The following is a 22,655-nucleotide window of genomic DNA, read 5'->3' as shown; positions in this document are numbered from 1 at the left end:
AAATAAAAAGAACTTGTAGTATTTCTACAAGTTCTTTTTATTTTTATATTCGATAACAAGGTAATTAATTTTATATAATGTATCTAAGGTGTTTAGAAAGGGGAATGTTCATATGAAACAAATAGAACGTTTTACAGAACCTTATTTTAAAACTGTTGGTGAACGAAATAAGACATATAGAGTGATTGGTTGCAAAGATGGAGAAGAAAAACCTTTTCCGATTACATTTAAAACATTAAAAAAGGCAAGAACGTTCAACCATAGACATGCTCACAGAAACCCTGAATGGCTAAATGCAAATGGTGATATCAGTGAGTATAATGTTAAACTGGGCAGAGATGAATATAAAAATGTCTGGCATGATAATGTTATAGAAAATGTATATAAAAATTACGCTGATTTCAATGATTGGATAACACATGGGTAAATCGCGACAAGTATTATTAGAAACTAGCAAAGAAGTCCTTAATCTTGGTAAGAGTAGAGAGAAAATGGATATGGTTTTTAAGGTATTAATGAGAAAATAATGTCCGCTAATGCTTATTACGTGATTCGGTTTCACCGCTATACAGACCCCAAAGTTTTCTGTTTGGAATATTTGTTTCTGTTAGCTTGATAGTGATGGGGGAGCACTATTATTAATGATTAAAAGCTCTGTAAAGTAGGGCTTTTTTTGTTTTATCGAAAAGTAAAATATGGTATTTTATGATAAAATTTCATAAAATACTTGTTTGTTAAAAAGAAATAAGAGATAATCCATTAAATATAAATTTATGCAGAAGAACTTAGTTTGAACCCTATATTTCAAATAATGTTATGAATAAAATATAAAGATTAATTAGGAAATGAAATGTTAAAGGAGCAATCAATAAAATGAATATTGCATTTTTTCTTACACCCAAGAGTGAACTTGCATATATAAATATAAATTCAACGATGCGTCAGGCTTTAGAAAAGTTGGAACACCATCGATATACAGCTATCCCCTTAGTGAATGATAAAGGGGAATATGCAGGTACACTTACAGAAGGAGATTTACTCTGGAAACTCAAAAAAACATCATCTTTAAGCTTTAACAATACTCATCAAGTTCTTTTGAGTGAGGTTTCTTTACATCGCTTTAATGAACCGGTTTCCATCAATGCAGAAATTGAAGACCTTGTATCAAGAGCTATGGAGCAAAACTTTGTTCCTGTTATAGATGACGAGGGCATTTTTATAGGTATTGTTAAAAGAAGAGATATTATCCACTATTGTGCACAAGGTTTATTATTTAAGAATAATTCTTTAAAATGATAAAGGGGTTCAGCCGAGATATACACGTTTCTCAGCTGAATCTCTAAACGTTGTAATATCGCTTTTTCGTACCTCTTTTTCTTTTTTTAGATGTATGTGTTAGAATATACTGGTTGTTAGATGTTTTTAGGTAGTCATTTGCCATCTAAATCCAACCTTTCTGCAATTTATTTTATCAAATCTTATCTGTGAAAAGTCCTCCTTTTAGCTGGCAAGCGAAAAGAGGACTTTTTTAATTTATATCACACTGTTGTTCTTTATATGATATTGTTTTTATGGGAAAACTAATCATCCATATACATTTACCATTCGAGAGGAGTTATTATTTTGGTTCATAAAATTTTCAAAAGACAAAACCTATTCTTCAAACTAAATCCAGCACATATTTTAGTATTAGGTTTTTTAGGCTTAATTTTAATTGGAACCTTTTTACTCATGTTACCTATATCAACCCAAGACCGTCATCATTTATCATTTATTGATGCTCTTTTTGAATCTACATCTGCTGTATGTGTAACAGGGCTCGCAGTAGTTGACACTGGGACTACATTTACTTTATTTGGACAAGTTGTTTTACTTATTCTTATCCAACTTGGTGGTTGGGGGTTTATGACCAGTGGAATTTTGATGTTTCTTATATTAGGGAAAAAAATTGGATTGAGGAAGAGACTTCTGCTTCAAGAGTCCATTAACTCCTTGTCTTTACAAGGAATTATAAAATTAGTTCAGAGAATCATTGTCATTACACTTGCTACTGAGTTGCTCGGAGCTCTAGTTTTAGCCATTCGCTGGTCATATGAGATGCCTTGGCAAAAAGCGATATATTATGGTATATTTCACTCCATTTCCGCATTTAATAATGCCGGGTTTGGATTAGAACCTGATAGCCTCAGTAAGTGGGTAGGTGATCCTATCGTCAACATCATGATTACGGTTTTATTCATGACAGGTGGTATAGGGTTTACAGTTATTCTAGATATACTTGAGAAAAAAAACTTGAGGAAGCTTTCACTACATACCAAGCTCGTTTTAGGTGGCACACTTTTTCTTAATACGATTAGTCTATTCGTGATTTTAGGTTTAGAATATCATAATCCTTCTACACTAGGTTCTTTACCATTAGGGGATAAGCTATGGGCAGCGTATTTTCAAGGAACCGTACCTAGAACCGCTGGATTTAATACAATTGACATTGGTCAAATGACGATAAGTTCTCAAGTCTATATCATAGGCTTAATGTTCATAGGAGCATCTCCAGGCTCAACTGGTGGAGGGATTAAAGTTACTACAGCTATACTTCTTCTACTTTCACTTTGGGCAGTAATAAAAAATAAGGACGACATTAACGTATTTAAGAAAAGAATTCCTCAAGGCCAAGTTAATAGGGCGTTGTCAATCGCTACTACAGCCATTCTTTTTATCTTCATCATATTCTTTTTACTGACGATTACGGAAAAAGGGGCTGAACTCTCAAAAATTCTGTTTGAAACTGTTTCTGCATTTGGTACAGTAGGACTGAGTGCAGGATTTACAAGCGATCTTACCCCTATAGGACGTATTTTGATTACAGTGATGATGTTTATAGGTAGATTAGGTCCTTTAACAATGGCATTTGCTCTTGCTATGTCTGGAAATAAGAACAGTAAGGTACGTTATGCAGAAGAGAAAATCTTGATTGGATAGATTTACGATAAAGGTTAAAAAGAAAATATTAGAGTGCAAAAAGCCGTTAATTCCCCTTAACAGAGGAAAAACCGGCTTTTTTTGGGTTGTAAATTTAAAATTAAGATAGGTCATTTTAGTAAAATATAGAATTAGACTGATAACTTAGTTTTATTTCATGGACAGAGCATTTATAAAAACACCCATAAAAAGCATTCAGAAGGATTTGGTATTTGGAATGAACACCCCTGGTCGATTATAATGGCAAAAAAATCTAACAGGAAATAGAAGTTAATAGGAGCTTTAGATTGGCTTAGCGTACAAAATTAGCTTTTTTTGCTCTAGAACCCCTTTATTGTGGGAAAATAAGGGTTTTAACCTCTGAAAAATGTATTATTGTGAGTTTTATGTCATTCGGTTGGCGCGCCTCTAGATAGAGAAATAAAAAATCAACTTTTTCATGAGGGTAATCACTTAGCGTACAAGATTCACGTTCTTTACTTTGGACTCCTATAGATATTAAACGCATTTAAATTCGTTAACGATATGATAAGGCTTGTTTCCCCAATGTATCCCAAGATTGAATGAAAGTTTCTTGGTTTACCTTATGCGCTTTTTTTCCGCTTAAAGGATCATTAATATAAATGTACCCATCCTCAAAACCTATAAGTACAACAGCGTGTAAATCCAGAGGAGCTGTGATTTGTTTGTTCCCATGTTTCCAAGACTCCCATCTATCCGGAACTTTGTAATCTCCGGTCGTCCAAACCACTACAGGTTTATCCATTTTGATTTGAGCTAGCACATCATTGAAAGCTTTTCCTGTTAAGTTCACTGTGCGATTTGGAAGATAACGTTCCATCAATTCTTGTAACGGTTGGACGTAGACAGCATATCCCTTAGTTTTACCCGTTATATCTCCAACGAATCCTTCTTTAGGATTCCCCCATTGAATGATGTCTCCGTTTTTATTCATAGACAGCGGGGTATTATCTTTTTTGATACTGTTGGCTAACTGCATTTTATTCACTTTAATACCAGCGTACTGTAATACCATCGCTAAGCTCGTAACTTCGCATCCGTATTTCAATTCAGGTTTTTGAGATATTAATGGCACGTCTAAAATGACCTTTTCTTGGACTGAAGGAGCTGGGGATTGAAGTGGTTCATTTTGGAATGTGGGATTTTTTGTATTTTTTGTTAATTCAACATTTTCATGTCCAACGTTAGATTCATGCTTTTCAACTGGAGATTGTTTTGTAGAACAGCCCGCTAAAATTGAAACCAGGACATACAAAATTAGAAGTCTTTTCACGTCATTCACCTTCTTTATGTATTTCGATACATGTCATAATATCTCATTAAATATCGTTTTTTATGAATCGTGTGCTATAATTTCTCATGAAAATATTCAATACTAATGTAACTGATATTAGGGTATAACCGAAATACGTGTAAAAACGGGGCGTAGTATTACAATATGTACCTAATAATAATTTACCCATATGGGTTCAAATGTTTTTATTGAAAATTGTAAGTTCTAGAAGTATCATATACATATTCAAACATTTGAAGATGTATATGATACTTTTTTTAATCAAAAATAAGTAGGTGTTTTAATGGGAAATGAAATGCAACAATTTAAAGCTGATTTTTTTAAAGCCTTATCACATCCTTTGCGAATAGGTATTTTAGAACTATTGTCAGAGGGTGAAAGAAGTGTAAATGAAATTCAAACCATCCTTAACAAGGAAGGTTCAGCTGTTTCTCAACAATTAAGTGTACTACGTTCAAAAAACATTGTTGTTGGTATTAAAGATGGAAAACGAGTTTTATATTCTCTACGAGACCCTATGATTGTAGATTTACTGGTAGTTGCACGAAAAATTTTTAACAACCATTTAATCGATACAATTTCAATGTTAGAAGAACTAGATGAAACAGAACTTGAAACGATAGTTAAGGAGGGGTAGGTTGAGCATTGAAGTTAAGAAAGAAGATATCATCCAACATGGGACTGAAATATTTCGCTCAATAGGAGCTCATCACGTTTGTAATGTTTGTATTAAAAGTGGGAATTCTTGTTGTTTTTCATGTCAGCATTTACAAGATGGAGTTGGATGTCAAAAAAGAAATACAGCTTGTACAGCTTGGTTATGTGGGATTCAAGGTTTTTTATTTGATCAAATCGGATTATTAGATGAATGGAATCGTTTTTGGAGTGAAATCCCAGGACAGATGTTTCGTAGAGATATGACTCCAGATAAGATAAGGATTACATCGTTTATTGATACGAAGAAGCTAGATAGTCGAGCCGGAGAACTTCTAGCGGAAAGGTTGAAATCCTACGTACAACAAGGTGGAGATGTAGGTAAATTAGATCGTCATTTAAGAAAAACGTATAGTAAATATTAGGATAATGTTTTCTTTTGTGAAAATGAAAATCTCCTGTATAAGGGAACGAGAAATGCATTTGTAATCCAGATTTATTAAAAATAGAAAAGAAGGGTTTGTAATGAGAGGGTTATTTACGGGAAGGTTTGAAGGATATTCATTGGAACATTTTCAAAAGGATCTTCTGTCAGGAATGATTGTCGGAGTTGTTGCGATACCACTTGCTATGTCTTTTGCTATAGCCTCTGGTGTTAAGCCAGAGTATGGGATTTATACAACATGTATTGCTGGGATACTCATTTCACTATTTGGTGGTTCAAAGTATCAAATTGGAGGACCTACAGGTGCCTTTGTTCCAATTCTTTTAGGAATTGTCATTACCTATGGATATGAAGATTTACTACTTGCTGGTTTGTTAGCCGGAATTATCTTATGTCTTATGGGAATTTTTAAACTGGGATCTTTAATTAAGTTTATCCCACGTCCTGTAACAATTGGTTTTACGTCAGGTATTGCCGTCATGATCTTTACGGGACAAATTGCTAGTTTTTTAGGTCTAACAGGTATAAAAAAACACGAGGAATTTATAGCAAACCTGCAGGAAATCTTCACTCATATCGGTACTACCAATTTTTACAGTGTTATAACTGCTTTGATTTGCTTTTTTGTTATACTCATAACACCAAAAATTTCACCTAAAGTACCTGGTTCATTAGTAGGTGTTGTAATTTCAACTATCATTGCAACTGTATTTTTCTCAGGTCATGTGCCTACTATTGGTACAGCATATGGTAAGATTCCCAATACACTTCCTCAGTTTGATATACCAGAAATCACAGTAGAGCGTATCAAACAGTTAATTGGCCCTGCATTTGTTATTGCAATGTTGGGTGGTATTGAATCTCTTTTATCCGCTGTCGTGGCAGATGGTATGACAAATAGTAAGCACAACAGTAACAAAGAGCTGATTGGTCAGGGCATTGCCAATATTGTTACCCCGTTATTTGGAGGGATTCCGGCAACTGGAGCGATTGCCCGCACAGCAACCAATATTAAGAGTGGAGCTACATCTTCGATGTCAGGAGTTATTCACGGGGTATTTGTGTTATTCACACTTCTACTATTAGCTCCATACGCTTCGCATATTCCACTTGCTAGTATGGCTCCCATTTTAATGGTGGTAGCTTGGAACATGAGTGAGCAAAAACATTTTATTCACATACTTAAAATGAAGACAGGGGATTCTCTTGTATTACTTGTAACATTTCTACTGACTGTATTTACAAGTTTGACAACAGCTGTGGAAATTGGACTTATTTTAGCTGTTATTTTATTTACAAAACGTATGAGCAACATGCTTGTCATATCTAAAGTGCTTCCTGATCATACAAGGAAGCATGAAAAATTGTTACCACATGTGGTAAATAAAGCTCATGATTGTCCACAAATTAGTATTTATACAATAGAAGGACCGTTATTCTTTGGAGCTGCTCAAACATTTGAACAAAACATTTTAGCGACCATTCATTATAAACCCAAAGTTTTAATTTTGCGTATGGGAAAAGTTCCTTTTATTGATACAACAGGAGAGTCTTACTTTAGGAATATTGTTCAGCATTTTAAAAACCAAGGTGGCGTACTTCTCATTTCAGGAATTCAATCAGAGCTAAAAGCAACACTAGATAAGAATAGATTGTACGCTGAGATTGGAGAAGAAAACTTTTTTGATCATACCGGAGAAGCCATCAACTATGCTTTAAGACATTTGAATACAAAAAAATGTATAGGGTGTAAGCATTTCGCTTTTCATGAATGTACCGGGCTTTCTCAGGAAGTGAATACAATAAAGAAAAAGTCAAATGCATTAGAGTTTTAAAAATTCACTTCACATACAAAGTTTGTTTGATTTGATCTACTCTTTTAATCATTTTATTAAAAAATAGAGAAGGAGAAAGTTTACTTTGGAGAATGCGGAGAAGATTTTTACAAGGTTTGAACAAGAAGGTTTTTCATACATCCAACATATGATCATGAAACAGCAAGAAGAGAATATCTTCTGTACATTTCAATGTAAAACAGATTGTACGATTAGTGTTCTTTCAAAAGATGATAAAGAGAATTATGAAAAAAGCGTGTCATTTTTTTCTTGTGTTTCTGGTGGTGTAATTGTATGGGGAATAGATTCAAGTAAAAACAAAAATGGTGTTAACAGGGCTGAGAAAATACAACCTATCTCTAATGGAAAGACGTTTTTAACGAAATTAAATGGTTTGTTTTCGAAAGACATTCCAGCTATACAGCCAGATGTTAAAAACATATACATTCCATTCCCTAAAGAAAAGAACAAAGGGTTTGTAATCACATATGTTCCAGGGAACAATTATTTGTTAAATCTGAATAACTATTACACAAAAACTAGGGGTAGCTTTGTAATGATGATGGGACAGATTCTTTTAAATGATGTGTTAAAAAATAGAAAACCATGAAAAAATTAATGATAAATCATGAGTATAGAGGAGCATAAAAAATGTCTGAATTTAAAGATCAAGTATTAAATGTTTTAGAAGAAGTATGTGAAAATGATATCGTAAAAGATAACCCAGATGTGCAATTATTTGAAGAAGGGATTCTAGATTCTTTTGGTACAGTATCTTTATTGGTAGAATTTCAAGAACGTTTAAACATTGAAGTGTCTATTTCTGACTTCGACCGTGATGAATGGGCGACACCGAACATGATCATTAAGAAACTGAATGATCTGCGATAAAAATAGATGCTTAAGACACAGATAAGAAAAGCTTCTTACATTTTAACTTCGTAATTGTTATTCTTACGAAGTTGGAAAAAGGTAATTAAAAAATTTTTATATATTTAGAATGAATGATAACGAGTGGAGGAAATAAAAATATGTCTAATTTACCAAATTGCCCAAAATGTAATTCAGAATACACTTACGAAGATGGAAATCTTTTTGTTTGCCCAGAATGTGCTCATGAGTGGACTTTAGAATCAGAAACTGAAAATAGTGAAGATACAAAAGTGATTAAAGATGCAAACGGAAATATCTTAAACGATGGTGATTCTGTAACAGTAATTAAAGACCTTAAAGTAAAAGGAACTTCATCAGTCGTAAAAATAGGTACAAAAGTAAAAAGTATCCGTTTAGTAGATGGAGACCATGATATTGATTGTAAAATTGATGGTTTTGGAGCTATGAAATTAAAATCTGAATTTGTTAAAAAGGTTTAAATTGTGGGTTTAATACAACAGAGTTAATTTGAAAGCCAATGAATGTACAGCATTTTTAAGGTGGAAATTAAACAGCATTTTAATAGAAAGACCGCATTCATGATAAGATTTTTTGAATGAGATCTTTCTATTTTTTTGAACTTATCTCAGCCATACCTGTATTTCAGTTGGATCAGTGAATTAACGGAAAGATAAGAGGATAAGACGATAAATATCGTTTTGCCTCTTGTGTTATTTTTATGAGTGGCTCCAAAAAGAAGGAATCGTTGCCGTACCCCTAAGAAGCTCTCTTGTTTTCAATCTTCCATCCCCTTTACATGTCCAAACCAATTACATAAATTTTATTTCTTAATGTAAGTATACTGATTGCTCTTTTATATACTTAATACTAAACTGACAACTAAGATATAAAAAACACTACCTTTATATACAGAATAAAAATGATTAAATATGTCTATTTTATGAACGATATTAAATCTTTTGAAAAATAAAAACCATAACGTTTGACTGTACGCTTTTCTGTATGCTACTATTTAGCTAATTTAAGTGAAGGGGTGACGATCATTGGGAACCGATATCGAATCGGAGAGGTGTCACAGCTGGCTCAGGTTTCGAAAAGAACCATTGATTATTATACGAATTTAGGCTTACTAGAAGCGAAGCGTTCCAACAAAAATTATCGTTACTACGATGAATCAACAGTGGATCGATTGAAGTTCATTGAGAAATGCAAACAACTAAACATGCAACTCAGTGAAATTAGAAAAGTATTGGATAATCAACAAAACCAAACAGTAGAAAACAATAAAATTGCAAGAAAAGTAAGTGACGTGTCAAGCCATATTCAACAATTAGAATGTGAGTTAATGGATTTGAAACCACTACTCGATAATCTTACAGAAGAACAAAAGAGACTCTATATGAAAGGGTTATCTGGTCAAACGACGACACTCATTCAAACACTTGTTTTATTCTTAAACTAAAGGAGAAATAAAACGATGTTATTTCACCCAATGGATTTTCTGATTTTAATTGCGTTTGGCTTATCCATATGGGCACACTTTAAAGTAAAAGGAAATTTTAATAAATGATCTGAGGTAGGTGCTTATTCGGGACTCAGTGGTGTTGAGGTAGCACGAAAAATTTTAGATAATAATGGGTTATATCGTGTGCCAATTGAAGTTGTTCCTGGCAGGCTTACTGACCACTATGATCCAATGGTACGAGTTGTAAGACTATCAGAAGGTGTGTACTATGGTCACTCTATTGCATCTGTATCAGTTGCAGCACATGAAGTCGGACATGCAATTAAGCATGATCAAGCGTATGGATTCTTAAGCCTTCGACACAAAATGTTTCCTGTTGCAAACATTGCGTCAGGAATTGCCCCATTTTTATTACTGGGTGGATTTTTATTTCAAGCCTTTTCATTAATTGGGATTGCTATCATTTTTTTCTCAGCAGCAGTTGCATTTTAGTTAGTTACGTTGCCAGTAGAATTTAATGCAAGTGCTCGTGCGAAACGTTTGATGCTTGCAGAAGGAATGATTTCTGACCAAGACTCAAAAGGTGTGAATAAAGTCTTGGGAGCCGCTGCATTAGCATATGTAGCCGCTACACTTATCTCAGTATTAGAGCTTTTAAAATATGTAATGATTTTCTTTCAAGGAAATGACGAAGAATAAAAATATACAAGAATGATTTTTATAGGAGGTGGATCCTTTAGTTTCGAAGTAACTAAAGGTATTAGTTGGAAATATTGAATTTAGTGATGGTAGCGGTTTTAATCGCTTTTACAGGTTTTTTCGTAGCAATAGAATTTGCGATTGTAAAAATTAGAAGTTCAAAAATTGATCAATTTGTATTAGAAGGTAGAAAGGGTGCCTTGGCTGCCAAAAAAGTAACATCAAACCTAGACGAATATTTGTCAGCCTGTCAATTAGGAATTACAGTCACAGCAATGGGATTAGGTTGGCTAGGTGAACCGACCATTGAGCGACTCTTACACCCTTTATTTGAAAAATGGCATATCAATTCTTCCGTTGCAGGTATTTTATCTCTAGGGATTGCCTTTACTGTAATGACATACCTGCATGTTGTAGTAGGAGAATTGGCACCAAAAACATTCGCAATTCAAAAAGCTGAAAAAGTGACATTATTACTCTCTACCCCACTTATTTGGTTTTACAAAATTATGTACCCGTTCATTCGATTATTAAATGGATCTGCACGAATGTTAACTGGGCTATTTGGTTTAAAACCAGCATCTGAACATGAAGTAGCGCACTCAGAAGAAGAATTACGTCTCATCCTTTCAGAAAGTTATGAGCGTGGAGAAATTAATCAAGCAGAGTATAAATATGTGAATAACATTTTTGAATTTGATAATCGTATTGCAAAAGAAATTATGGTACCTCGCACAGAAATTATTGGTTTGCACGTAGATAATTCTCTAGAGGAACATATTAATACAATACAAAGTGAAAAATATACGCGTTATCCTGTATTTGGAGAAGATAAAGACGAGATTATTGGTATGGTGAATGTAAAAGATTTCTTTATTCGATATATAAATAAGAGTACAGAACCATATGATACAATTCGTTCGTATACACGTCCTGTTATTCAAGTAATTGAGACGATTCCAATTCACAATTTAATGTTAGAAATGCAGAAGAAACGTATTCCATTAGCCGTATTATATGATGAATATGGTGGGACAGCAGGTATTGTTACAATTGAGGATATTCTTGAAGAAATTGTTGGGGAAATTCGAGATGAGTATGATGAAGATGAACGTGCTCCAATTCAACATATCAGTGAAACTCATAAAGTTGTAGATGGGAAGGTACTGATTAATGAATTGAATGACTTACTAGATTTACATTTAGATGCTAAAGATGTAGACACCATTGGTGGTTGGGTGATGATGCAGAATTATTATATTCAAGAAGGACAGTCTGTGGAAGCAGACGGATATGAATTTAAAGTCATTTCTAAAGATACACACCACATTAAACAAATAGAAATTCAAAAAGCAAAAGAAACAAAACAAGCGGTAACAGAATAGTTGCCGTTTGTTTTCTCTAAATAAATAACTATATTATAAGAAAAAAGGGAGAGACAAAATGTTTAAAAAGATTTTGGCTAAATTCGGTAAAGGTGCAGCAACAGTAGATTTGCGTTTTAAAAAGCCATCTTATTCTGCTGGAGAAACACTGTATGGAGAAGCTTGGATTGAAGGCGGTCAAGTTGAACAAAAAATGAATAGCCTTACAGCGCGCTTTATGATGAGTGTTGTAACAAAACAAGGCTCTGTTACACGTGAGGTGGCAACAATTCCATTGAACGGATCCTATAACATTCTTCCAGAGGAGGCGAAGGTAATTTCATTTTCTTATGATATTCCAAGAGATCTTCCTGTATCTAGAGGAGGCGTTTCTTACTATTTTGATACGCACTTAGACATTGAAGGTGGCGTAGATCGAAAAGACTTTGATCGTCTTGTTATTGAAGCACCGGAAGAAGTGCAAAATGTTTTTTATGCATTGAATCGATTAGGATTTCAGGAGAAATCTACATCGGGTAAGTTAGATGAGCTGGGTCAAGAATTTTCCTTTTTCCCAAGAGAATTATTTGTAAACGAAGTTGATGAAATAGAGATTCGTTTTGCTTATGAAGAGTCAGGGATTCGCATTTGGATGGAAGTAGATTGCAGAACCAGACATGGGGAAATGGAAGCAAGACGTGAGTTTTTCATTGAACAAGATGTATTAAAAGAAAGTAGACAAATAGCTAATATTTTAAAAGAATATATAAATGAAATGGTAAATGATCCGCATGCTTATGCGCAATCATTCTCATATCAGACACAACAAAACTACGATCATGCCCATCAGAGCAGTAACGGAAGAAGTCCAATTGCAGGTATGATTGGGGGTTTAGCTGTCGGAATATTAGGTGGCATATTATTGAATGAACTAATGGATGGATTAGGTGTAGAGGAAATGGTAGAAGAAGCAACCGAAGAACTAGGAATGAATGAGGAAGAATCATTTCTAGGTGATTTCTTTGGAGATAGTGATGATGAGTAAGATTATCTCTATAAGAGATTAATATTTTTATTAACCCCTGACTTATGTATAAAGTCAGGGGTATTTAAGTATAGAACAATGATATTCTTATATCTTTTGATAGTTCGTAATACTATAATTGTATGATTGGTTAAACCAAGATATATTCTTTTTATATGAATTTTAAATTGAGGATTTGACATAATTTAAAGTTCATATGTTTATACAGAATGGTTCTTAAATAATAAACCTTGTGCGCAATATTGAATAATATCTCTTCTTTTAACAATACCTATAAAAATCCCATCGTCATCTATAACAGGAACAAAATTTTGTTCCATAGCTCTTGATAAAAGGTCTTCAATTTCCGCATTGATAGAAACTGGTTCATTCGTACGGTGTAAAGAAACTTCACTCAGAACAACTTGATGAGTGTTGTTAAAGCTTAAAGATGACGTGTTTTTAAGTTTCCATAATAAATCCCCTTCTGTAAGTGTACCTGCATATTCTCCTTCAGTATTGACCAAGGGGATAGCTGTATATCGGTGGTATTCCAACTTCTCTAAAGCCTGACGCATTGTTGAATTTATATTTATATAAACCAATTCACTTTTAGGAGTAAGAAAAAATGCAATATTCATGCTATTGAATCTCCTTTTTATAACTTATTTATTATTCTTTATATTTTATTTGTAGATTATTTGAACGATTGGTTACTGCTTTAATGATTGATTTCCCAACTATCAAAATCAGTATACTTTTTATATACATTCTCTATAACATTATCGTGCCAAATATTTTTATATTCAGGTCTCCCCATCTTAACATTATACTCACTTATGTCGCCATTTCTATTCAGCCACTCAGGATTTTCACAAGCATACCTGTAATTAAATATACGTGCCCTTTTTAATGTTTTAAATGTAATAGGGAAATGCTTTTCTTTACCATCTTTGCAACCAATTACTCGATATGCCTTACTTTGTTCTCCAACAGTTTTAAAATAAGGTTCTGTAAAATCTTGTATGATTTTTATATAAACCTCTCCCTTTCTAAGCGCTTTAGAAATATTATATAGCATAAAAAAGAATTTTATGGAAGTACTTTATTAAATATATAGTTTAATAATAAATAGCTAGTGTTGCTTTAAACTAAAGGATAAGCAAAAACATTGAATAGCCCCTTGTTGTTCTACAAGGGGCTAAATCTTTTTTTATAAATAGAGGTGTGACTTTATACATCTCCTTAAAGCTCAAATACGTGGATCCTGCCAGAAATTTAAAGGGAAGTGATTGCTTTCATGATATGCCTCAAATTCATACCCTTTTTCCTTTAACCCTTTTATGATGGCTGGTACGGCTGCAACAGCTTGAGGATGGATGTCATGCATTAATATAACTTCTTGGGACTTCGTTGCATTAGTAAGTACATTTTGAGCGATATTCATGGAAGCCGACTCTATAGGTACGTTATTATACTTCCAATCTAGGGAGTCAATTGTCCAATCCCATACTTTAAATCTACCATCTACTACCTTATTACGAAGTTCTTCATTTAATCCAGGCATAGAACCATAAGGAGGTCGGGTTAATTGTGGTTTTTCTTTAATAATGTTCGCTATTAAATTTTGATTTGTTGTCATTTCATTAACATAGTCACCATTTGTATATAATTTTTTGAAATCATGAGTCATGCTATGCATACCCACATAATGATCTTCTGCTTTTTCTCGTTTTACTAAATCAGGATAGGCCTTTACATTCTTACCAGTTAAGAAAAAAGTTACTTTAACATCCTGTTGTTTTAGTATATCTAAAAGCTCAGCTGTATACTTTCCTGGTCCATCATCAAATGTAAGATATGCAACTTTCCGTATTTGACCGTTAAATTGATTAGGTACTGGTTTGTTTATATCAACGTTGGGCTGTTTGCTTACAAGCTGAATTGGATTCTCTTGGTTTGTTACCCCTCTTGCGGGTGATGCAATTGATTGAATCCCAAAATAAATAATGACTACTAGGGCTACCGTTAGAATTGATAGTACGAATTTTTTGGCCTGAAATATTTTTTTCACTCTCTATATTCCTTCCTCTACCTATTAGCAATAATTTGTTTAAATACAATTATACCAAATCACATCTGGTACCAAACAAATAGTATAATTTACCTTATTTTTGATTGTTTCACTAATTAATACGAAATATATTTTTCTTTCGTGCGTTGTTTGTAAAGGTTATACAAATATTTTTATAAACGTTTATTTTTAATGAATACCTTTGTAAACGAAAGTGATATAATTGTGGTAACAAATGTAAGGAGAATATCAAACGTGGCGAATATTTATGGATATATACGTGTAAGTACAAAAGATCAAAATGAACAACGTCAATTACATAAGATGATGGAGCGAGGAGTGGAAGCTCGACGTATTTTTGTCGATAAAGCAAGTGGACGACATTTTGATCGTCCTCAGTATCAATTATTACGAAAAATATTAAGTACAGGTGATATTGTTTACATAGATGCTTTAGATCGCATGGGACGTAATTATGATGAAGTAATTTCAGAATGGAAGTACATAACAAGAGAATTACACGCAGATATTGTGGTGTTAGAAAATGAAACACTGTTTGATAGTCGTAAATTTCGTGAGATGGGTGACATGGGACGATTAATGGAAGATCAATTTTTATCTTTACTTTCCTATGTTGCAGACCAAGAACGCAAAAAAATTCATCAGAGACAGGCGGAGGGAATTGCTGTAGCTAAATCTCAAGGAAAGCACTTAGGACGTCCTCAGATGAACCTTTCGACCTTAAAAAAACAACAAATACTTACAATAGAAGAAACTCATTCCAAATGGAAGAGTGGAGAAATAACGGCTGTTATGTTCATGGGAATGTTAGAACTAAAGAAAAACACGTTTTATAAAATAATGAAGGAATATGAAGAAGCGAAGTAGCATCTCACCTATTGGAAGTGCTACTTTGCCCCCAGTTGTAGGAACGCTGGTACTACCTCTAAATGTGGAAGAAGTTGGTTTTTTAATGTATACAATTTTATTGACACATTTAAATAGGATTAAGTTGTATTTTTAAATAAAAAACAAAAATTTTCAAATCTTTCATAAAGTGTACTTTTTGACATAGCATATAATTTTTATAAAAAATAAAGTCTATTCCCCCTTTTCGGGGGATAGACAAAAACACCCAAGTTGCAAATTTTAAAAGTATACTTTATTTAGATCATACCTGATAAAGCTGTAAACTTAATTAGTACAAAAAATAAGCACTTTAGACTTCAATTATTATGGGGAGAATCATTGGTTTTCTTTTTGTATGTGAGTATATAAAATGGCCAAGTGTTTCTCTTATTTCTCTTTTCAGAACATTCCATTGATGAATATTTAATTTTTGTAAATTGTTAATGGTTTCCACAACTAGTCGGTTAATTTTCTTTAAGAAATCCTCTGAATCACGAACATATACAAATCCACGAGAAACCGTGTCTGGTCCAGAAATTATTCTCGCTTCTGTTTTACTAAGAGTGATAACTATCACAAGCATGCCATCTTCAGAAAGTTGTTTGCGATCTCGTAATAAAGCATTTCCAACGTCTCCAATACCTAATCCATCTACATATACATTCCCGGCAGGTATACGTCTAGATTGATTGGCAATCTGATTTTTTATATCGACAACATCACCATTACCAATAACATAGATATTCTCTTTTTTAACACCAACAGACTCTGCTAGTTGACTGTGATGATGTAACATTCTAAATTCGCCATGGATAGGAATAAAATATTGGGGTTTTATTAAAGTAAGCATTAATTTTAATTCCTCTTGATAGGCATGTCCAGAAACATGCATTCCTGTTGAACTTCCTGATCCATAAATAACATTGGCTCCCAATAGAAATAAGTTATCTATAATACGTGAAACATTACGCTCATTTCCTGGTATGGGAGTTGCAGATAAAATAACAGTATCATCAGGTAAGATATCAACTTGTCGATAGTTTCCACTGGCTAATCGAGACAGAGCAGCCATAGGTTCACCTTGACTACCAGTGCAAAGGATAGCTATTTTTTTGGGATCCATTCTGTTGATTTCACTTGCTTCAATTAACATTCCTTCAGGAATATTCAAATATCCTTGTTCTAAAGAAACAGAAACTACATTTACCATGCTTCTCCCAAGCAAAGCAAGCTTTCTATCTGTTTTTAAAGCGGCATCTACGATTTGTTGTACACGATTCACGTTAGAAGCAAAAGTAGAGATAATAACTTTTCTACGAGCCTTGATAAATGCTTCTTCAATCCGTTCACCTACTGATCGTTCCGATGGGGTAAATCCAGGCCGTTCGGCATTTGTGCTTTCAGAGAGTAGAGCTAAAACACCTTTGCTTCCAATATTGGCCATTTTATGAATGTCTGGATATTGATTATTTACGGGCGTCAAATCAAACTTGAAATCGCCTGTATGAACTACTGTACCTTCTGGGGTATGAAAAGCAATCCCGAGGCAATCAGGAATACTATGATTGGTTTTAAAAAAGGTTAGATTTATCTTTCCGAAATCAATTAACGAATCAGAATCAATAACAAACAACTGTGTTTGATTTTGAAGCCCATGTTCTTTTAATTTAATTTCTATTAATCCTAGAGTTAATTTCGTTGCATAAATTGGTACATTCAGTTGTTTTAAAAAATAAGGGATACCTCCAATATGATCCTCATGTCCATGTGTAACAACTAAACCACAAATTTTATTCTTATTTTCTTGCAAATATGTAATATCAGGTATAATCAAATCTATTCCTAATAAACTTTCATCTGGAAATTTAGAACCACAATCAATGATCACAATGTCATCTGAATATTGTATTACATACATGTTTTTTCCTATTTCATTAACGCCACCTAAAGCAAAAATAGATAGTGTATTTTCTACTGTACTCAAAATGAATACCTCCTTTTTGAAAACACCCAAGTATGTCCGAATCAATATAGAAATTTTAAAATTGAGGTTCATGACCAATCATTTATAAATCGTTGATCATGATAGTCTCAACGCTCCATATCTTTTAATCCTGGACTATGTCATTAGCTTAAAATATAAGTATCGCGACATAGCTATTAACGTAGGTTTTTAATCTATTCCTAAAGAGGAAGAAGTAAATATCACGCACAAGGATTAGTTGCTTGATATATGGATTAACCAACAGATCGTAAGTACCAACAATCATGCAATTATTTGATAGAAGAAACTCATTCCAAATGGAAGAGTGGAGAAGTAACAGCTGTTATGTTTATGGAAATGTTAGAACTAAAGAAAAACACGTTTTATAAAATAATGAAGGAATATAAAGAAGCAAAGTAGCATCTTGCCTATTGGAAATGCCACTGTGCCTCCAGTTGTAGGAACGCTGGTACTACCTCTAAATGTGAAAAAGTTGGTTTTTTTAATGTTGATAATAGCTAACAAAAAGAAATTGGAGTTCGCTTACTGTTTTATAAAATACGGAAAACTTGTTATTTCTCGGTTTATTACCTGAAGAAAAAGGATGACATTGAATCATCTCTCTTCAGTTAACCTAAAAAGTATAAATACTTTCTAGGTATATAAATCCAACCATGATGCTGCTTATGCCAAAAGTCTAGTAATCACCCCATTTTATTGATTATACTGAGGCTCCTCTTGTTGAACTTCCTGAACACGTGGTTCTAAAGAATCAATAATTGTCTGCGCTTGCTGAGCTGCATTTTGATATAGTTGTTTTGCTTGCTGATTGTCAGTATCAAGAACAAATCCTTCTAAAGATGCTTGCGCACTTTTCAAACCAGAGATAGTTTGTTTGAGTTTAGTGATTACTGTCATAAATTGTTTCCTCCTTGAAAATATAACTTCAAAATTTAGGTTATCTATCTTTGTATCAAAGTATACAGTTCAATTTTAGAGGTTTTGAATGATTTGTATAAAATGAGCAAAAAAATTTTTTCTGTTTATCAAAATATTTAAACCTTACTATTGAAAGTGTATCATTCACTAACTTGTTTATGTTAGGGTTTTGTTAGTGATTCAATAGTTGTGGACAATAAGATATCGGTTTATAAGTATAATAAAAAAGTTCGTCACTATGAGACGAACTTTTTTATTATAGGTGACAATTATTGGTTTGGATTACCTTGTTTCTTTTGGTTGTTAGGCGTAATTTCATCGGCAAACTCCATATTTGCCAAGTTTACTTTGGATAGAATAAATGTTCTTGTTGTATTTTGAAAACCTTGGAATATACGTTGGATAGGTCTCATCATATTTGAATTACGCGTTGCTACTACACCAAAAACGGTTCCTAGCCCTAGTAAAGAAACCCAAATCCACCCTCTATTATTATTTCGTCTATTTCTAAACAGTTTAAATATTTGCTGAGTTCTTCTTCCAAAATTGAATAATGACATAAAGAAGTTAAGAGTGTTCATTTTTTGCCCCCTGTAAAAAATTTAGGAAAAAGAAGCACTATGTTCAATTTCACATACTTTATATTGCATTGTTTTATGGAAATTTATGATGCCAACTTATGCTAATACCTCATCATTTTTCTTTCCTAAAAAGCCTAAAATTCCCTAAATATTTTTTATTGAAGATATGCAAAATAATAGTAACATAAATTCAAAGAGGTGATTACATACATGCCAATGTTGGATGTGGACGGTAGTAGTCTGTATTATATCGTTAAGGGAAAAGGAATTCCTATTGTTTTTATTCATCCTCCTGTACTCACTTGTGTAAATTTTGAGTACCAAATAGAGAAATTATCCAAAGAGTTTAAAGTGATTGCTTTTGATATTAGAGGACACGGAAGGAGTCAGTATTCAAGACAACCGATAACCTATCCGCTGATTGCCCAAGATATTAGACGTTTATTGGATCATTTGGAAGTCAAAAAAGCCTTCATATGCGGATATTCGACCGGAAGCTCTGTCGCATTAGAATTTTTGTTGACTTATGTCGAAAGTGCCTTAGGGGGTATTCTAATCGGGGGAATGTCAGAAGTGAGGGATGGATATCTAAAGAATAAGATTTCACTAGGCGTGAAACTTGCGAAAACAGGGGCAGTTTCATTTTTAGCATTGTCTATTTCATGGGGAAATTCAAATACACATAAATTGTTCAGAAAGATGTTTAAAGCAGCTCGAAAAGGAAATGCCCAAAATATCGAGCAGTATTATCGTTATAGTTTGTACTATAATTGTACCAATCAGCTTAGAAATATTGAGCTTCCGGTTTTGTTGGTTTATGGTAAGAAAGATAAATCATTTTATGATCATGCGAAACTACTGCATGGGAAATTGCCATATAATGAATTGAAATTCATTGATAACGTAAAGCATCAAATTCCTACAAAAGCAGCGAAGAGGTTAAATGAAATGATCAGGCAGTTTATTTTTATCCATACCGAGATGAACAGGGAAGAAACTTTTTCTTTACCAGTAAAAAAGTAGATGTCTCAAGAATAAAATGAAACTTCCAATAGTGGGAATTCGCCCCTGTTGGCGTTCGGCACAAATAGGAGCAGTGATGTTTGATTCCTCTGAACATTTAGGTGAGGGTCTACTGCCTGTTAGGGCGGGGTAAAAGATTTTAAAGATAATAGTAATAGGGATACAAAAATAATCTTAGAAAAGTTTGTCCAAGATATCTTCGTCATCTATAACGACGATATCTTGGACGAAAGCCATCCCCTCCACCAAAACCGTATTGACGTTTCTATGGGAGTGCTGCGTCCTGCTCTTACACTTCCATTTCCTCTGGTACTAGCATCGTTATTACTCATTTACTTCTTCTATAATTCTGTCCATGAAATCACTATCTTCTGTTTGCATCAACACATGACAATGCTACACAGATTCCTCTATATATACTCTTTTTTTAATTATCTTTTAATAGACGGTTATGTAGTGTTGAAAGAATGAGTAATGCCAGAATCGAACCAACTAAGGCAAGCGACATATCCCATTGTGCATCCCACATATCGCCTTGTGTACCTAAAAAGTCTTTAGCTGCTGTTCCTCCCTTTGTTATTTTAAAAGCTAACCATTCAATAATTTCGTATAATGCAGCGATAGCAAGCGAAATGCTTATACTGATCGTAACTAACCAAGAGCCTTTGGTTAGTTGAGTTTTCCGTAATAATATTTCTCTTATCACAATTGTAAACAAGCCTTTTATCAAATGTCCAAATCGATCGTAGTGATTTCGATTTAAATCAAAAATATCTTTTAGCCAATTAAAAAGAGGAACCTTTGAGTATGTGTAATGACCGCCGACGAACATTATAATGGCTAGTATTGCAATAATGATATAAGAGAGAGTGGTAAAGCGAAACTTATTGTATATTGCAATTATACTGATTAGACCGAGAACGGCAGGAATAGCTTCCGCTGCCCATGTCGAGTATCTTGCAGGCTTAATAACAGACCATATAAAAACTGTGGTAACAATTAATAATAAAAATAGATGAATCATTTTACTTTTGTCTCTTATCACTTTTTTCACTCCTATTGAAAGGCTTTCTACTTAAAGTATTTGAAAAATCGCAATTTCGTATACAGAGTACTTAGAACTGTTTGCCTTAGTTTACACTTAAGAACAGCTTTTTTAATGAGGGGAGTGATCTTGTCTAGTAGATATTCACAAAGAAAATAGCTATATTCACAGTATTATTCGCGTACCTAAACTTAACTATTATTTTTCAGTAAGAATAACATTTACAGTCTTCGTAAACAGCTCTAAAAGGTGTAGGTGTAGCTCTATATCAATATCAAGTTAAGAATGCCAAGAGAATATAGAGGAGTGTGCTTTCTATAAATTTTTGTGTCTAAACTAAAAATGTACATAACCAGTAGGAGGAGCATATCACGTTAAACATGTTCGATTTGCAACTATATATTATTTATCTATTTATACCGAGTAGAATAATAAGAAAGGACATTCACACTACATATTTCTCTTTCGCGAGGGCATGATATTTATATAAATATGTCAAAAACAAAGGAGAGCATCTGCATGAATTACAAAATGTTTAGGGCTATCAATCGTCTAGCTGGTCGTAATTCAACCATAGATAAATTTATGATATTTATTTCACAAAAGACTCGATTCCTGTACATTTTTTTGTTAGCCTTAATGTGGTTTAGAAACAATTCTTACAAAAAAATCATTTTATTTGCAGGGGTATCAGTAGGATTTTCATTATGTATAAACCGTTTTATCCAGCTCTTTTATTTTAAACCTCGTCCGTTTGTTATACACCGTGTGCGTTTACTTATTCCATCAAAGAATAATTCTTCATTTCCTAGTAAACATACAGCCGTAGCATTTGCCTTAGCAACCTCCGTCTTACTTCGTGAGCGTTTATTTGGCTCAATCATGTGGTTCTTAGCAATTTTGACAGGTTTTTCACGTATCTGGCTAGGGCATCATTATCCATTTGATATCATAGGAAGTGCCTTCATAGGAATCTTAACCAGTATAGCTATTGGCAATACTACATATTTATTTAATTCTTTTGTTACCTGGATTATAAATGTATATAGAAAATTAATTTTTGTGGATTTGAGACAACCCTAACGATACCTTTGATAAATCACAGTACATAGTATTGTACATTTTTTACTAAAGTAACTTTTCCTAGAGATATGTTTTGCGATAAACCACAGACATTTAGTCAATTCCTTAATTATTGAATTTGATTCTAGATTGATATAAAGGAAAAAAATGTTGGGAAAACTTTAGCATATTCTTTTTCTTTAAGCGGATAATAATAATACAAATATTTATCTGAAAGGAGCAGTAATCACTTGAAGAAAAGAAAATATCTACTTGCTATCATGTCTACTATTTTATCTGTAGGTTTCTTGTGCGGTTGCAATGGCGTTGATGAGAATGAGCCAGATCCAACTGAAGAACCTTC

General features: G+C 33.3%; 23 protein-coding genes and 2 pseudogenes. 17 read left to right on the top strand and 8 right to left on the bottom strand.

Going from position 1 to position 22,655, the window contains the following annotated elements:
- The first annotated feature begins 112 nt into the window (after window positions 1-112).
- The 3 genes from V7038_RS15500 (at window position 113) to V7038_RS15490 (ending at window position 2,979) form a co-directional block, all read left to right on the top strand.
- On the top strand, window positions 113-427 hold the full coding sequence (locus V7038_RS15500; RefSeq protein WP_335470813.1) for a hypothetical protein: 315 nt from the start codon (window positions 113-115) through the stop codon (window positions 425-427).
- 446 nt (window positions 428-873) lie between these two features.
- Window positions 874-1,296: a CBS domain-containing protein gene (locus V7038_RS15495; RefSeq protein WP_335470810.1), complete on the top strand. Its 423-nt coding sequence runs from the start codon at window positions 874-876 to the stop codon at window positions 1,294-1,296.
- Between the two features lie 327 nt (window positions 1,297-1,623).
- Window positions 1,624-2,979 carry a TrkH family potassium uptake protein gene (locus V7038_RS15490; protein WP_335470807.1) on the top strand — a complete coding sequence of 452 codons (1,356 nt, stop codon included), beginning with the start codon at window positions 1,624-1,626 and terminating at the stop codon, window positions 2,977-2,979.
- A 517-nt stretch (window positions 2,980-3,496) separates the two neighbouring features.
- On the opposite strand, the gene V7038_RS15485 is transcribed toward V7038_RS15490, so the two are convergent.
- Complete coding sequence (locus V7038_RS15485; protein WP_335470804.1) at window positions 3,497-4,273, bottom strand: C39 family peptidase; 777 nt, start codon at window positions 4,271-4,273, stop codon at window positions 3,497-3,499.
- Between the two features lie 304 nt (window positions 4,274-4,577).
- On the opposite strand from V7038_RS15485, the gene V7038_RS15480 reads away from it, so the two are divergent.
- From V7038_RS15480 to V7038_RS15435, 10 genes and pseudogenes are all read left to right on the top strand, one after another.
- Window positions 4,578-4,931 carry an ArsR/SmtB family transcription factor gene (locus V7038_RS15480; RefSeq protein ID WP_000526192.1) on the top strand — a complete coding sequence of 118 codons (354 nt, stop codon included), beginning with the start codon at window positions 4,578-4,580 and terminating at the stop codon, window positions 4,929-4,931.
- Between the two features lies 1 nt (window position 4,932).
- Window positions 4,933-5,373 (top strand): DNA mismatch repair protein, encoded by a 441-nt coding sequence (locus tag V7038_RS15475; protein ID WP_071757861.1) that lies wholly within the window; start codon window positions 4,933-4,935, stop codon window positions 5,371-5,373.
- Window positions 5,374-5,473: 100 nt separating this feature from the next.
- Complete coding sequence (locus V7038_RS15470; RefSeq protein ID WP_335470801.1) at window positions 5,474-7,228, top strand: SulP family inorganic anion transporter; 1,755 nt, start codon at window positions 5,474-5,476, stop codon at window positions 7,226-7,228.
- A gap of 85 nt (window positions 7,229-7,313) precedes the next feature.
- Window positions 7,314-7,838 (top strand): hypothetical protein, encoded by a 525-nt coding sequence (locus tag V7038_RS15465; RefSeq protein ID WP_335470796.1) that lies wholly within the window; start codon window positions 7,314-7,316, stop codon window positions 7,836-7,838.
- A 41-nt stretch (window positions 7,839-7,879) separates the two neighbouring features.
- Window positions 7,880-8,119 (top strand): D-alanine--poly(phosphoribitol) ligase subunit DltC, encoded by a 240-nt coding sequence (dltC, locus tag V7038_RS15460; RefSeq protein WP_016107073.1) that lies wholly within the window; start codon window positions 7,880-7,882, stop codon window positions 8,117-8,119.
- Between the two features lie 140 nt (window positions 8,120-8,259).
- Window positions 8,260-8,601, top strand: coding sequence for a zinc ribbon domain-containing protein YjdM (locus tag V7038_RS15455; RefSeq protein ID WP_000067662.1), 342 nt, complete (start codon window positions 8,260-8,262; stop codon window positions 8,599-8,601).
- A gap of 554 nt (window positions 8,602-9,155) precedes the next feature.
- On the top strand, window positions 9,156-9,584 hold the full coding sequence (locus tag V7038_RS15450) for a MerR family transcriptional regulator (RefSeq protein ID WP_335470793.1): 429 nt from the start codon (window positions 9,156-9,158) through the stop codon (window positions 9,582-9,584).
- A 15-nt stretch (window positions 9,585-9,599) separates the two neighbouring features.
- A pseudogene (locus tag V7038_RS15445) lies at window positions 9,600-10,286 on the top strand (zinc metallopeptidase).
- Window positions 10,287-10,351: 65 nt separating this feature from the next.
- Window positions 10,352-11,671, top strand: a complete 1,320-nt coding sequence (locus tag V7038_RS15440; protein WP_098610056.1) for a hemolysin family protein — start codon at window positions 10,352-10,354, stop codon at window positions 11,669-11,671.
- A 58-nt stretch (window positions 11,672-11,729) separates the two neighbouring features.
- A complete protein-coding gene (locus V7038_RS15435) occupies window positions 11,730-12,695 on the top strand; it encodes a sporulation protein (protein WP_335470790.1) in 966 nt (321 codons plus the stop codon).
- A 200-nt stretch (window positions 12,696-12,895) separates the two neighbouring features.
- Here the strand turns inward: V7038_RS15435 and V7038_RS15430 are convergent, their stop codons facing one another.
- From V7038_RS15430 to V7038_RS15420, 3 genes are all read right to left on the bottom strand, one after another.
- Window positions 12,896-13,315: a CBS domain-containing protein gene (locus V7038_RS15430; RefSeq protein WP_070146030.1), complete on the bottom strand. Its 420-nt coding sequence runs from the start codon at window positions 13,313-13,315 to the stop codon at window positions 12,896-12,898.
- A gap of 80 nt (window positions 13,316-13,395) precedes the next feature.
- The gene (locus tag V7038_RS15425) at window positions 13,396-13,755 is read right to left on the bottom strand and encodes a hypothetical protein (RefSeq protein ID WP_335470788.1); all 360 of its coding nucleotides are present in this window, start codon (window positions 13,753-13,755) and stop codon (window positions 13,396-13,398) included.
- A 171-nt stretch (window positions 13,756-13,926) separates the two neighbouring features.
- On the bottom strand, window positions 13,927-14,748 hold the full coding sequence (locus V7038_RS15420) for a peptidoglycan-N-acetylglucosamine deacetylase (protein WP_088059671.1): 822 nt from the start codon (window positions 14,746-14,748) through the stop codon (window positions 13,927-13,929).
- Between the two features lie 255 nt (window positions 14,749-15,003).
- Between V7038_RS15420 and V7038_RS15415 the strand changes: the two genes are divergently transcribed.
- Window positions 15,004-15,636 carry a recombinase family protein gene (locus V7038_RS15415; RefSeq protein ID WP_335470786.1) on the top strand — a complete coding sequence of 211 codons (633 nt, stop codon included), beginning with the start codon at window positions 15,004-15,006 and terminating at the stop codon, window positions 15,634-15,636.
- 331 nt (window positions 15,637-15,967) lie between these two features.
- Here the strand turns inward: V7038_RS15415 and V7038_RS15410 are convergent, their stop codons facing one another.
- A complete protein-coding gene (locus tag V7038_RS15410; protein ID WP_335470783.1) occupies window positions 15,968-17,641 on the bottom strand; it encodes a ribonuclease J in 1,674 nt (557 codons plus the stop codon).
- Window positions 17,642-17,935: 294 nt separating this feature from the next.
- Here V7038_RS15410 and V7038_RS15405 point away from each other — a divergent pair.
- Window positions 17,936-18,061 (top strand): annotated as a pseudogene (locus V7038_RS15405) (recombinase family protein); the annotation flags it as partial.
- Window positions 18,062-18,355: 294 nt separating this feature from the next.
- On the opposite strand, the gene V7038_RS15400 reads toward V7038_RS15405, so the two are convergent.
- Window positions 18,356-18,559 (bottom strand): DUF1657 domain-containing protein, encoded by a 204-nt coding sequence (locus tag V7038_RS15400; protein WP_033678948.1) that lies wholly within the window; start codon window positions 18,557-18,559, stop codon window positions 18,356-18,358.
- Between the two features lie 290 nt (window positions 18,560-18,849).
- Window positions 18,850-19,161, bottom strand: a complete 312-nt coding sequence (locus V7038_RS15395; protein ID WP_335470781.1) for a hypothetical protein — start codon at window positions 19,159-19,161, stop codon at window positions 18,850-18,852.
- 210 nt (window positions 19,162-19,371) lie between these two features.
- Here V7038_RS15395 and V7038_RS15390 point away from each other — a divergent pair, with 210 nt between their 5' ends.
- On the top strand, window positions 19,372-20,184 hold the full coding sequence (locus V7038_RS15390; RefSeq protein WP_335470779.1) for an alpha/beta fold hydrolase: 813 nt from the start codon (window positions 19,372-19,374) through the stop codon (window positions 20,182-20,184).
- Window positions 20,185-20,611: 427 nt separating this feature from the next.
- On the opposite strand, the gene V7038_RS15385 is transcribed toward V7038_RS15390, so the two are convergent.
- Window positions 20,612-21,229, bottom strand: a complete 618-nt coding sequence (locus tag V7038_RS15385) for a DUF2238 domain-containing protein (RefSeq protein WP_335470776.1) — start codon at window positions 21,227-21,229, stop codon at window positions 20,612-20,614.
- 519 nt (window positions 21,230-21,748) lie between these two features.
- Here V7038_RS15385 and V7038_RS15380 point away from each other — a divergent pair.
- Window positions 21,749-22,312: an undecaprenyl-diphosphatase gene (locus V7038_RS15380; protein ID WP_335470774.1), complete on the top strand. Its 564-nt coding sequence runs from the start codon at window positions 21,749-21,751 to the stop codon at window positions 22,310-22,312.
- The last annotated feature ends 343 nt before the right edge of the window (window positions 22,313-22,655 follow it).

The organism is Bacillus sp. JJ783 (assembly GCF_036963225.1).
GTDB classification, from domain to species: Bacteria; Bacillota; Bacilli; order Bacillales; family Bacillaceae_G; genus Bacillus_A; species Bacillus_A cereus_U.
Note: the sequence above shows the minus strand (reverse complement) of the source record. Positions and strands in the feature narration are given on the sequence as shown.